Raw genomic sequence first — 12501 nt, 5'->3', positions numbered from 1 at the left:
TTTTTCTCATGTGATTTATACGTAGCAACCTTTTGTTTTTTCATCATAGTAAATCAACCCAAATTTTAATTGCTGTCGCTAAGATGAGTACTGCTAAAATACTTTGCAAAATTTTCGTATTCATTTTTTTACCTATTTTTGCGCCAAGTGGAGCCGCCAGTAAACTTGCCACTATCATGATGACTGCAGGATAGTAATCGACTTGCCCTGTCATTAACTTTCCGATTGTCCCTCCGATCGATGAGATAAACGTAATTGCTAGGCTAGTGGCAATCGTCATACGCGTTGGAATACCGAGCACTACAAGCATTATCGGAACAAGCAAGAAACCACCTGCAGCACCAACAATCCCTGAACCAATCCCGACAATAAATGCTAAAATTGCCGCTAGTGGCTTGTTGAATGTTACTTCATTCATCGGCTTATCATCGATTTGTTTCTTAGGAACAAACATCATCACAGCTGCAATCAATGCTAAAACGCCGTATACGATATTCACACTGTTTTCAGATAAAAACTGTGATCCGTAGCTCCCAACAAAGCTACCAGCTAAAATTGCTCCACCCATATAAATAATGAGAGGCTTATTAAGATAGCCACCCTTTCGATATGCCCAAACACCTGCTATCGACGCAAAAAACACTTGTACCGCACTGATGCCTGAAACTTCATGTGCTGAAAATGCGACTAAGCCAAAAAGTGGCGGTATATAGAGTAGCATTGGGTATTTAATGATTGAACCGCCTATTCCCAACATACCGGACACAAAAGATCCAACGAATCCAATCAAGAAAATGACAATTATAAATGTTATATCCACTGTGCTTGCATCTCCTTTTATTTATGTGCTTTCAGTATAGTCCTGCTGTAATTTCAGACATATAGGGGTTTTCCACTATTAGCTTTACTCACTGTGACAATATTGCAAATTATTTTGGATAGAATCAATTGGCATAATTACGTCTAGAGTCGGTTTTTGTGGCAGCGACAGATGTGTTTTTTGCGCGAAAGCGTAGTGGCAGCGACAGATGTTTTTTTGCGCGAAAGCGTAGCGGCAGCAGCAACATAAGGGCTGACACGATGTCGGTCATTTCGGTATTGCCACAGTACGTGGCGTTCTTAGACTGAGTTTCTCTATTCCAGCAGATGTTTGGATATTTACTGAACGGAGATAAAAAAAAGACCACCCACGTCCGAGCGATCTTCTGTAACCAGTTTAATACTTTTGATATTTATTTTTTCATTGGACATAGCACACAGCTTCTAACAACAAGACGTTGTTACATATAGTTATTTGCAAGCCCATACTGAATAAGCTCAGCTTTATTACTTAAATCGAGCTTTTGCATAATATTTGATTTATGATTTTCAACCGTTTTACTACTAATATATAGCTGCCCAGCAATTTGGATATTCGTATACCCTAAAACCGTTAACCTCACTATCTCCTGCTCACGCACAGTTAAAATACATTGATCTTCATGCCCTTTATGTTCAAATAATTTATCCAACTGCTCCTGTGGAAGACCAACGTTGTAATATATGCGACCACTATATACAGCATGGATAGCCTCATAGAGAATTCCTCCTTGACTATTTTTCAAAATATAGCCATGGGCTTCAACAGCAATCGCTTTTTGAATATAAGCAACTTCATTGTGCATTGTTAACATAATAATTTTCACGTTAGGCATTTGCTTATGAATTTCTTGAGTAGCCGTAAATCCATCTAACCCATTCGGAATGGATACGTCCATCAAAATGACATCCGGGTTTAATGATATTGCCTGAGTGATCGCCTCCGCTCCATCACCCGCTTCACCTACAACTTCTATATCCATATAATTTTCCAATAAAAGAACAATTCCTTTACGGATTAGCACATGATCATCTACTACTAAAACACGAATCATCTAAAGTCATCCTTCCAATTAGGTACTTGGATACTAATTTGTGTACCTTTATTGTGAGCTGAAGTAATATTAAAAAATCCGCCTAACAATGTAATTCGCTCCTCCATATGCTTTAAGCCAAGCCCTTCTTTCTTCACTTGCTGTAAATTAAATCCTACGCCATCATCTTCTATATGGAGCGTTAAATTTGTAGCTTTCTTTTCGAGCCGAATGACAACTTTAGAAGCTTTGGCATATTTAGTAATATTGTGCAAAGCCTCCTGTACGACACGATAAATATTTATTTCCACAGATGGATGACAACGTTCTTCAAAATTTGTTTCTAACGATATAGTAATATCAGGATGTACCTTTTGCACTGAATCGACAAGAGTGCCTAATGTAGGTGTAATCCCTAACTGATCAATGCTATGAGGGCGAAGTTGATAGGAGTACAATTTAATATCATTCATTACTTGCTCTAGCTCATTGCGTACTTCTTCAATATACGTATTTAGCTTTTCATTGTCTTTGACATAAGATTCAATCGCTTGTAGTGCAACAGATACTGTATATAATGATTGGCCAACGCCATCATGTAATTCCTGCGCAAGCCTTTTATGTTCTTCTTCTTTTGCCTCAATCAGCTTTTTAATAATAAGCTTTGATATCCGGGCCTCTTCTTCCTTTAACTGAAGAGTCTGATCTCTCAATACAAGCAGAAACTCTTGCTCGTTTGTTTTACCGTCTGTATACATCAATGCCGTGCTCATTTCAACATCTATCTTACTACCATGATACGTCGGCATTTTCGATAAAAAATAGGGAATTTCATTATGCTCAATTAAATAACATGTATGTTCGCTTGGAGACTTTTGACGGTTTTCACAAAATGAACAAAAGGGCACTCGATCTCCTAATTTCCACCCTGTTAACCGCTCCGCAGAGGGATTCATCATTAAAATCTCACGTTTGTGATTCATAATCATAATTCCATCTTGAATATATTGAAATATTTGCTGTAAATATAGCTGTTCTTTCTCCAATTTAAACACACTCCAGACTTAAAATTGAAAGTACAACAAGAATCAATGCATTCCTTTAAGTTTCCTTGTTACCAGCCAACATACTTTGCCCTATACTTTTTCTTCTATCAAGCTATAACTCTTAACTTCATGCCCTGCTTTGCGAATGATACGAACACTCATATTTTTTTCTAACTGTGTTGATGCAATAATATGAAGGGGCTTTTTTGGTAGTTCATGTATGTGACGGACCAAATAGGAAATCGGTAAATTTAATGCATTTGGTGTAAGTGATTTGTAAGAATCATTGTAATCACGTACATCCACTATCACCGTTCCCGCATTTAACTCTCGCGGTAAACACTCCTGTATTTGACGCACTGGGACATGGCGTTTATAAATAATTCTACCAATAATAAGAAGGAATATACTCAAACTTACAATAATCATTTTTTAACCCCTTTTAACGAGAAAAAGGTTGTCTAAATTCGTTTAGCTTTGCCAGACGAGGTCTCATCATTCATTTTTATTAAACATAAAGATTTCTACTTCTCATCTTCCAAAGTGCTAAGCAAAGAAAAATAGCAAACTAGTATTACTAGTATGCTATTTTTCTTTTAGAACAACCTCTTTAAATTAAACTTTCTTTTTTAGCCATTACCTCTTGTTGCCAGGCCATGTAGCCGCCCGTTAAATTTACAATGTTATGAATGCCATTTGCTTTCAGTACACTTACAGCAATTGCAGAACGAGCGCCGCCTTGGCATTGTACAACAATTTTTTTATCTGTTTGCAATTCATCTAAACGTTTCGATAATGTACCAACCATAATATGCTGAGCGTTTTCAATATGCCCCGCATCATATTCTGTTTGATTGCGCACATCCAACACATGAACTTTTTCTCTTTCAATTAATGGCTTCGCTTCTAAAGGCGTTATATTTTCATAACTTTCTAGAGCATTAGCCTCTTCCAAAACTTTCGTCACATCCCCATAACCAACAACATTGTCGATACCAATAGAACGTAAAGCTATTAAAATATCATCCAGTTGCGAAGGATTAATTAGTAAATATAATGGTTTTGTATAATCTACTAGCCAACCAGCCCAATTTGTCAAAGAATTATTGTAAGGAATGTTTAGTGTACCTGCGATAAATCCTTGTGCAAAGTCTTCCGCTGGACGTGTATCAATAACCTGCTTTCCATCCTCAAGAAGTTGAGCAACCTCTTCATAGCTTGACACGACCTTCACTGGTGGTAGATTTTTAAGAAGTTCTATCCCTACTTTATTGACACGCTTCATAACAGCGAAATAATAAGGAGGTTCCGGTTGCCCATCTAATAATGCGTCAATAAATTTTTGTTCATCATCAAATTGCATAGCCCAGTTGAATTGTTTCTCATACCCAACTGTTGAAGACGGCACAGCTCCTAATGCTTTACCGCAAGCACTACCTGCTCCATGAGCCGGCCAAAGCTGCATGTAATCTGGTAAAGCCTTAAAGCGTTCTAATGATTTAAACATTGCTTTGGCGCCAGATAGTGATGTACCCTGAATCCCAGCAGCTTTTTCTAGTAAATCAGGTCGTCCAATATCACCTACAAAGACAAAGTCCCCCGTAAAAATCCCCATTGGTTTATCTGCTACGCCGCCACGATCCGTTAATAGGAAGGAGATACTTTCAGGCGTATGCCCAGGTGTGTGCATAACTTTAAAAATAAGATTTCCTATACTAAATTCATCACCATCTTTTAATAATTGATGAGGAATACCTTCCAGATTTTGATATTTCCAATCAGCATCCCCTTCATCGGAAATATACATCTTTGTTCCAACACGGTCTGCTAACTCACGAGACCCCGCTACAAAATCAGCATGAATATGCGTTTCTAATGCGCCAACAATTTGCATCTTCTCTTTTTCTGCTAATGCAAGATAGGGTTCAATATTACGCATCGGATCAACAATAACCATTTCTCCCTTCGCCTGACATCCCACAACATAAGAAGCATGTGCTAATTTTTCATCGTAAAAATATCGTAATAACATGTTAAAACTCCCCTTTATACTCAATTTTTTTCTTTTAAAATATCTAATGCCGATTGGACATAATTCAGTGTTTTTTGAACAGCAGGATCTTTCAGCCATTTAACAATTGAAAAAACATTAATATGCTGAGGCTTTTCTTCTGCTCTTTGCTGTACCATTTTTAAGAAATCCAAACCTGTCTTTCCTTTTTCAACATACGGATCGATATAGCTCTTAAAATTATTCATTGTATAGTCCGTCGTTTGTTTATCCTGAAGTACTGCTTTTCCAAAATCAACGATGTTTTCTAACTGATGAATGTTTTGAACAAGCTTTGGCAATTTCTCTATAAGCTGTACAATAGCTGTTATCGTTTCTGAGCCTACATTATAAGTAGTGACAAATTGTTCGTATCGATCTATTGTCTTTTCATCCATCAATACCGCTTTTCCAAAATCCACAACATTTTCAGCTGAATCTATCGTTTGCTCTACATTCGGTAATTTATCCAACAATCGCTGTAGAGAGTGTCGAACTTCTGGTTTCTCAAGCGTTTCGATTATTCGATATAATTCTTCGCTCATACTTACCGTAGCATTAGCCATGCTTGTCGCCTCCCTTCAATTGTAATTACATTGTGCCTTTCAACATGCCATCCCAGTACATGACAGGGAGTAAATCCTTTTTCATGAAATACATACTGGATCTTTCCACTGCCTGGTTGAAAGGCATAGATTCGACAGGCTCTTTATTGTAATCAAACTCAGCTAGTATCAGTTTGTTGTAGCCTGTTACAATCGGGCAAGAAGAGTAGCCATTATACATTTGTGTCATTGGCTGTTGTCGCATTAATGCAATAAGATTTTGTGCCACAACAGGCGCTTGCTTACGTATAGCTGCACCCGTTTTGGAGGTTGGGAGATTGGCATTGTCACCTATTCCAAACACATTGCTATACTTTTTATGTTGCAAAGTAAATTTGTCGACATCTACCCAGCCACATTCGTCTGCTAATGCACTTGTTCGAATAAATTCAGGTGAACACATATAAGGTGTTACATGAATCATGTCGTATTTAATTTCTTCTAATATGCCCGTATCTAAATTTTCAAAGATAGCTATTTTTTCATCAGCCTTAATTTCAATCAAATTACGACGGAATCGAGCATCAATATTTTTCCGCTCAATTACCTTTTCAAGTGCTTCACGGTATTTTAAAACATCGAAAATTGCTGGATTGGCCGAACCAAAAATAACGTTAATATTGTCACGAACATTGACGTTATTAAAATGGTCCTCTGCTAAATGCATAATTTTCTGTGGAGCACCACCACATTTTACTGGCGTGTTTGGATGTGTAAATAATGCTGTTCCCTCTTTAAAATTACGGATCGTTTCCCACGTATAATCCACATGCTTAAAAGAGTAATTACTGCATACACTTTTAGTCCCAAGTGCTTCCTTCAGCCCTTTAATAGCACCCCAGTTAATCTCTATCCCACCAGCGACGACTAAAAAATCATACGTGTACGTTGTACCATTTTGTGTTAGCACCTGGTTTTGATTGGGATCAAAACTACTAACAGCTTCTTTTAACCAAACAGCTCCTTTAGGAATAACGGACCTCATTTCACGTTCAGAGTCCCATTTATTTGCTGCACCACCTCCCACCAATGTCCAGAGTGGTTGATAATAATGTTTTTCTGCAGGATCTATGATGGCAATCTCCCCTTGAAGCGAATGAGATTGACGAAGTAAACGTGCAGCTACTGAAATGCCAGCAGTTCCTCCCCCAACGATGACTACTTTAAAAGAAGTCTTCATGTGTACATCCTCCTTATCATGCTGTCTTTCGTATACAACTTTTACACCTTAATAATAGGTATAAGAGAGAGCTGTTCATATAGGGGTAATCCCCTAAAAGATTACACACCAATACCCAAATAGCACAAAAAGGCAGTACAAGGTGAATGTTTCATCACTTGTACTGCCCAAATTAACAGTGTTTTCTTTACTTTATCAATCAACAACGCGCTGTTGATTCTTCGAGGCCAAAAAACTCCTATTTACATTTAAACTTTATGATAAACACTGTACCTTCCGCTCCCGATTGGACACTAATAGTACTATTGTGTAAATCAATTAATTGCTTAGTAATAGCCAATCCCAGGCCTGTACCCGTTGTATCATCCGTAGTATTCGTACCTCGATAATATCGCTCAAAGAGGTTATCGAGCTCCTCCTGAGGAATTCCTGGACCTTGGTCGGCGATTGTCAGCATAATCTCCTGTCCTATATTTTGCGCCTCTACGTTTACCTTTGTACCGTCAGGCGTATATTTTTTAGCATTCGTTATGAGATTATCTAAAATGCGCTTTAATAAAAGCTCGTCCGCTTCCAACATAACATCCCCATATACGTTTACAGTCACTTGCTCATCTGCAAATTGAGGTAACCACACATTAAGTGGTATCAATACTTTTTCAAGCTTGATCGCTCTATTTTTTAATTGGTACGTATATGTTAAGTCTTTTATAAGGGCATCCATGTACGTTGCTTTCTCCTGCATCGTAGTTGCAAAGACACGCATTTCTTCCTTCGACCACTCATAATCCTCAGAAGCTAGCATTGTTGAATACCCATAAATAGAGCTTAACGGTGTCTTTAAATCATGGGATAAGCCTGTTATCCATTCCTCACGTAATTGCTCTGCATGCTTAATTTGCCTTTCGTTGGAGGAGAGGCGTCTTGATAAGTTATTAATCGATTCATCGACGGGCTGAAATAATTTAAATTTCCTCTTTAGCTTCCCTGTCTTCCGATGATGGATATTTTTATCTCTTACTTTACTGTAGTCAAACTGCGTCAGTCGCTCGATACGAGATAATACATAAACGAGTGGACGGACAAATTGACGAGAAATGCTAATCGATAAAAAGATGATCCCTATTAACAAGATAATATGTCCACCAAAGAAGACGGAAACAAATAATACCATCGCTTTATTAAAAGGCTCGTCAAATGGTTTGTACGCTGGATTCGGCATACGTACAACTAGTGTCGAGCCATCCTCTAAAGCAGTATTTCTCGACAGCTCTTTAAACTCAAAAATATCGTAGTTCTCTTCCAACAATTGAGGCTTATGGAGCTTCTTATGACGTTCACCAATGACTTCTACCCGATCCCACTGCCCATTATAGATTTCAACGGATGCCTTCTTATCCTGCAAACGTTGGAGCAGTTCAGAAGAAATCTCCCCTTTATCCTTCCAATCTCGAACTACTTCCTCAAAAAGCGGTTGGACAGGTAAAGCCGGAAGGAATAACAAATGGTATTTAGGAATCTCCCACGTGTGCATCCCTGGCCGTTTAAGAGTCATTATTTCGTTATCTGTCATACTACATAGTTCACATGTGTCTCCTGTATAATCAACAATGTCCATCGATTGATTGAACAAATATAATTGCCCCAAATTCTCCTCAGCTCGCTTCGCTAAGTAATCAGCAATCTTAATAGATGTTCCTTTTTCTACGACAGCATCATCTTTAATTTCAGAGACACTCATTATATGAATATCGTCACCGACATGATGATTAATAAAGTATGCAAAAGACACCAAACTTATAATAAAGCCAGTAATGATTAGTAAATAAAAAATGATGAAATAAGATACAAAACGAAGCGTTAATCTTCTAGCTGGCTTCATGAATGAACATCTCCAACAAGTTTATAACCAATCCCCCTTACAGTAATAATGCAAGTTGGTTTACCCGGATTCTTTTCTATTTTTTCTCGCAGTTTTCGAATATGAACCATCACAGTATTATCATCAAACAAACAGTCACCCCATACACGCTCATAAATTTGCTCCTTCGATAATACTTGCCCTGCATTTTCACATAAATATTTCAATAAGTAAAATAATCGTCCGCTAATAATTTCTTTTGTACCATTTACAGTTACCTCAGCTGCATCGATATCGAATGTAAATCGACTATAGGAAAATAAATGACTACCCGGAGCATCTTTTTTCTTCATATATCTGGTAAGCTGAACCTTCACCCTCGCAACAAGCTCAAGTGGATTAAATGGCTTCGTAATATAATCGTCTGCCCCGTTCATAAAACCACGAAGCTTATCTGCATCACTACCTTTTGCCGTTAAAAAGAATATTGGCGCTTCACTTTGCTCTCGAATCATATTCGCCATATCAAGTCCGCTACCATCCGGGAGCATAATATCTAATAGATAGAAATCAAAAACCTTCGTTTCAATTTTCCTTTTTGCTTCTTGAACAGTGCCGCAAAGTGTAATGTTTAAAAATCCTTCTTTTCTTAATATAATTTCAATCATTTCTGCAATTGCACGTTCGTCCTCTAATACTAAAATTGATGCGTCTTGCATGCTATCACCTTCTTTTAAGAATACTTTAAGGTAGCCATCATTTCACGATAAGCTTTCTCCACTACACTATGTATAAGATAACCAATTAAGGAGATAAAACGCAATGACAACTAACCGTGTTACTTTTATTGATACAATGCGTGGTTTTAGCTTATTCGGCATCTTAATGGCGAATTTATTGATTTTCCAGTTTGGCATGTATGGTAAAGATGAACCAAAAGATCTATCCATCCTCGATAATGGAGCGTGGTATTTTGTAAAAATCTTTATAGAGGGATCATTTATGCCGATCTTCACCATTTTATTTGGCTTCTCTCTTATTAAGCTTATAGAGTCTATTCGTAGAAAAAAAGATAAGAGTCGATGGTCCATTTTACGCCGCGCAACAGGGCTAATTGCTTTAGGTTTACTACATAAAACATTTTTATGGGATGGCGATATTTTATTTTCCTACGGGATGATGATATTGTTTTTAATTCCATTTATTAATCGTAAACCGAAAACTTTATTCATTTGGGCTGGTATCTTCTTAGTACTTATTACTAGCTTATCATTTGGTTCCACAGAAGAAACGAAAAAAGAACAGCAAGAGTTAGCAACCTATGTAGAAAAAGCCGACAATGTATACGCTAACGGGAGCTACTTAGACATTTTTGATTTCCGTGCAAATGATATACCTCCGGGTATGGATGATGCAGGATTAGTCTTTGTCTTATTGGTGTTCCTTGCACCAATGTATACTTCTGCATTGACCCTTTTCGGCATGGGGCTTGCTAAAAAGCAAGCTTTTGTGAATATGGAAGATGAAAAGAAATGGTATAAGCTCGGTGCTCTGCTTGTTCCAATAGGGCTAGCTTTAAAGAGTTTGAGTTTTATTATAGAAAGCAATTTTTCCGGTATGCTGTTAATAGGTGGATCTGAATTATTAGCAGTTGGCTATGTCTGCCTTGCAGCTTTAATATATAAAACTCGCCTAGTACAACGTCTCGCTCCTGCCTTTGAGAGTGTTGGTAAACTATCATTAACTAATTATCTAATGCAAACTATTATTTGTACAACAGTATTTTATGGATATGGTCTAGGCTTATACGGCAAGCTAGGCGTGTTTGGCGGTATTTTATTCGGAATCGTCGTGTACAGCTTGCAATGTGTTTTCAGCCTTGCCTATTTCAAGAAATTTAAACGTGGACCATTTGAATCTGTACTGCGTGTATGGACGAATTGGTCTTGGAACGGACAGATTAAAATAAAACAGAAAGGAAGTACTTTACATGAATAGTGACTCCAAAGAGGACTTTACAGATACATGGTGGTTCTTAGGAATCTGTACTGCTGTAGCTGCCGTTTTAACACTATTTGCTTTTTAATATAACAATCAACTTTACACTTGGGAACAACTATACAACAATATCTTGCAATTCGTTTTCGTTCGCCCCCTACTGTATACTATGACTACACATACTATACAGCTTAGGGGGCGTTTTTTTGCTACAGCGAATTATTATTACTGGCTATAGACCACATGAATTGGGCATTTTTAATGACAAGCACCCCGGCATTGCCATTATAAAAAAAGCACTCGAAAACCGTCTGCGTATATTGATCGATGAAGGTTTAGAATGGGTGATTATTAGCGGCCAGCAAGGTGTAGAAACATGGGCAGCTGAGGTAGTTCTTATGTTAAGAAAGGAATTTCCTCATCTAAAATATTCTGTTATCACTCCTTTTTTAGAGCAAGAAAAAAATTGGCAGGAACATAAAAAAGAGAAATATCAAGCATTAATAGCTCAAGCAGACTTCGTAACGAGTGTAACGAAAAAACCATACGAGGCTCCGTGGCAATTTATCGAAAAAGACAAATTCATTATTCAAAATACAGATGGTCTGCTGCTTATTTATGATGAAGAAAATGAAGGCTCACCGAAATATATGAAACGCCTAGCAGAAAAATATATGGAAACACATGACTATATACTTTTGATGATTACCGCTTATGATTTACAAATAGTAGCAGAAGAAACGCAGCAACAAGATTGGTAGGGAAAATATTGCTATAATTTTCCGATAATTATATACTTGAACTATTAATAGCGCGTGGTTGATCACCGTTCCGACTGGGCTCTTTCCAGGGGACGTCCGATGAGCCGCTTCAATCCACTTATATAAACAAATATCATCTCTAACTTTAGATGATAAGTATTAGCAATAGTTACTTCTTTTTTAAAAATTCACGTCTTTTTCTACCCTTTAGTGCTAATTTCCGAAAAGGAGCTGCTAACATTTGAGTAAAAAAATCGAAATGGTTCTTGAGTCGTCGCCGGTGAATGTTTCTCATGATACGTACCGCAGGGAGTGCAAATATACACGCGGAATTCATATTGAAGAACAAGAGTTTAAAGCAATTTTAAATGCAATGTGCCACGATTCTCGCTTGTATTTTGACTTCCATAATCCACGCAGAGAGATTAAAAAGGGAACATATTTAAATGGACACTCTGGGTTAGCCCGTAGTATTTATAATTATTATAAAACAAATCATAACATTGAGCTGACCGAGATTATAAACGGTAAAGATTTTTATGTAAAAATAATCTAAAAATTTCATATTATTAAAGTGGGTTGTTTCTTACATAGCAACCCACTTTTAAAAAAAGAGCTACCCTATAAATGAGAGGGCACTGAAAAAGTCCATATCTTCTCACATTGCGAGGTATTCAGCGGTTAATCGTCGAATACCTCGCTTTTTTCATTTGGCACTGTGATTCTACTGTTGTTTTCCGAAGCATTCCGCTCGCTTTCCGCGGGCGAGCGCCGAGCCTCCTCCTACGCTTCGCTTCGTGCGGGGTCTCGTCTGTCTCGCTTTCCCGCAGGAGTCGAGCGATGCTTCTCCAAACAACGCAATGTATCAACCTATTATTTTAGTCACGCTTGCCCTTATAATAAAAGCATTAATGTGCAGGTGGTGCCCCTGATGATTTCAATCAAGAAAACATGGCAATCTACGATATTATTGTGGATGCCACACATACAAAAGCACGTTATAATCAAAAATCACCGCAAGAATTTTTACAAGAGAAATCAAAAAACGTTCGAAAAGCTGTCTATAAAATAGATGAATCGATGAAAAACAAATTTCCCGCAAAGACCA

At 37.6% G+C, this 12501-nt stretch carries 12 protein-coding genes; 3 read left to right on the top strand and 9 right to left on the bottom strand.

Annotated features, from left to right (window positions below):
- Positions 1 to 43: 43 nt before the first annotated feature.
- The 9 genes from ACIQ7N_RS08625 to ACIQ7N_RS08585 all read right to left on the bottom strand — a co-directional run bounded on the left by ACIQ7N_RS08625 (position 44) and on the right by ACIQ7N_RS08585 (position 9353).
- Positions 44 to 820, bottom strand: a complete 777-nt coding sequence (locus ACIQ7N_RS08625; RefSeq protein ID WP_402931402.1) for a sulfite exporter TauE/SafE family protein — start codon at positions 818 to 820, stop codon at positions 44 to 46.
- 460 nt (positions 821 to 1280) lie between these two features.
- Complete coding sequence (locus ACIQ7N_RS08620; protein WP_402931400.1) at positions 1281 to 1913, bottom strand: response regulator; 633 nt, start codon at positions 1911 to 1913, stop codon at positions 1281 to 1283.
- Entirely contained in the window at positions 1910 to 2947 is a 1038-nt protein-coding gene (locus tag ACIQ7N_RS08615) for a PAS domain-containing sensor histidine kinase (protein ID WP_402931399.1), read from the bottom strand. The genes ACIQ7N_RS08620 and ACIQ7N_RS08615 overlap by 4 nt, the downstream gene beginning before the upstream one ends.
- 81 nt (positions 2948 to 3028) lie before the next feature.
- On the bottom strand, positions 3029 to 3367 hold the full coding sequence (locus ACIQ7N_RS08610; RefSeq protein WP_132363812.1) for a rhodanese-like domain-containing protein: 339 nt from the start codon (positions 3365 to 3367) through the stop codon (positions 3029 to 3031).
- A gap of 181 nt (positions 3368 to 3548) precedes the next feature.
- Positions 3549 to 4970, bottom strand: a complete 1422-nt coding sequence (locus ACIQ7N_RS08605; RefSeq protein WP_402931397.1) for an MBL fold metallo-hydrolase — start codon at positions 4968 to 4970, stop codon at positions 3549 to 3551.
- 20 nt (positions 4971 to 4990) lie between these two features.
- Positions 4991 to 5554, bottom strand: a complete 564-nt coding sequence (locus ACIQ7N_RS08600) for a hypothetical protein (protein WP_402931396.1) — start codon at positions 5552 to 5554, stop codon at positions 4991 to 4993.
- Positions 5555 to 5579: 25 nt separating this feature from the next.
- The gene (locus ACIQ7N_RS08595; protein ID WP_402931394.1) at positions 5580 to 6773 is read right to left on the bottom strand and encodes an NAD(P)/FAD-dependent oxidoreductase; all 1194 of its coding nucleotides are present in this window, start codon (positions 6771 to 6773) and stop codon (positions 5580 to 5582) included.
- 238 nt (positions 6774 to 7011) lie between these two features.
- Entirely contained in the window at positions 7012 to 8655 is a 1644-nt protein-coding gene (locus tag ACIQ7N_RS08590) for a sensor histidine kinase (protein ID WP_402931392.1), read from the bottom strand.
- Complete coding sequence (locus ACIQ7N_RS08585; RefSeq protein ID WP_402931391.1) at positions 8652 to 9353, bottom strand: response regulator transcription factor; 702 nt, start codon at positions 9351 to 9353, stop codon at positions 8652 to 8654. The genes ACIQ7N_RS08590 and ACIQ7N_RS08585 overlap by 4 nt, the downstream gene beginning before the upstream one ends.
- A 103-nt stretch (positions 9354 to 9456) precedes the next feature.
- Here ACIQ7N_RS08585 and ACIQ7N_RS08580 point away from each other — a divergent pair, with 103 nt between their 5' ends.
- The 3 genes from ACIQ7N_RS08580 (at position 9457) to ACIQ7N_RS08570 (ending at position 11949) form a co-directional block, all read left to right on the top strand.
- Complete coding sequence (locus tag ACIQ7N_RS08580; protein ID WP_402931390.1) at positions 9457 to 10632, top strand: DUF418 domain-containing protein; 1176 nt, start codon at positions 9457 to 9459, stop codon at positions 10630 to 10632.
- A 206-nt stretch (positions 10633 to 10838) separates the two neighbouring features.
- Entirely contained in the window at positions 10839 to 11393 is a 555-nt protein-coding gene (locus tag ACIQ7N_RS08575; RefSeq protein ID WP_402931389.1) for an SLOG family protein, read from the top strand.
- A 241-nt stretch (positions 11394 to 11634) separates the two neighbouring features.
- Positions 11635 to 11949 (top strand): hypothetical protein, encoded by a 315-nt coding sequence (locus tag ACIQ7N_RS08570; protein ID WP_402931388.1) that lies wholly within the window; start codon positions 11635 to 11637, stop codon positions 11947 to 11949.
- The last annotated feature ends 552 nt before the right edge of the window (positions 11950 to 12501 follow it).

The sequence above is a fragment of the Lysinibacillus sp. NPDC095746 genome (assembly GCF_044763535.1).
In the GTDB taxonomy this organism is placed as follows: Bacteria; Bacillota; Bacilli; order Bacillales_A; family Planococcaceae; genus Lysinibacillus.
The sequence above is the reverse complement of the archived record's forward strand: the minus strand, read 5'-3'. Positions and strand labels throughout refer to the sequence as shown.

Bases quoted from the DNA above. Each gene is read 5' to 3' on its own strand.
- ACIQ7N_RS08610 (WP_132363812.1), bottom strand. From the start codon at position 3,367: ATGATTATTGTAAGTTTGAGTATATTCCTTCTTATTATTGGTAGAATT.
- ACIQ7N_RS08585 (WP_402931391.1), bottom strand. From the start codon at position 9,353: ATGCAAGACGCATCAATTTTAGTATTAGAGGACGAACGTGCAATTGCA.
- ACIQ7N_RS08605 (WP_402931397.1), bottom strand. From the start codon at position 4,970: ATGTTATTACGATATTTTTACGATGAAAAATTAGCACATGCTTCTTAT.
- ACIQ7N_RS08590 (WP_402931392.1), bottom strand. From the start codon at position 8,655: ATGAAGCCAGCTAGAAGATTAACGCTTCGTTTTGTATCTTATTTCATC.
- ACIQ7N_RS08600 (WP_402931396.1), bottom strand. From the start codon at position 5,554: ATGGCTAATGCTACGGTAAGTATGAGCGAAGAATTATATCGAATAATC.
- ACIQ7N_RS08620 (WP_402931400.1), bottom strand. From the start codon at position 1,913: ATGATTCGTGTTTTAGTAGTAGATGATCATGTGCTAATCCGTAAAGGA.
- ACIQ7N_RS08580 (WP_402931390.1), top strand. From the start codon at position 9,457: ATGACAACTAACCGTGTTACTTTTATTGATACAATGCGTGGTTTTAGC.
- ACIQ7N_RS08595 (WP_402931394.1), bottom strand. From the start codon at position 6,773: ATGAAGACTTCTTTTAAAGTAGTCATCGTTGGGGGAGGAACTGCTGGC.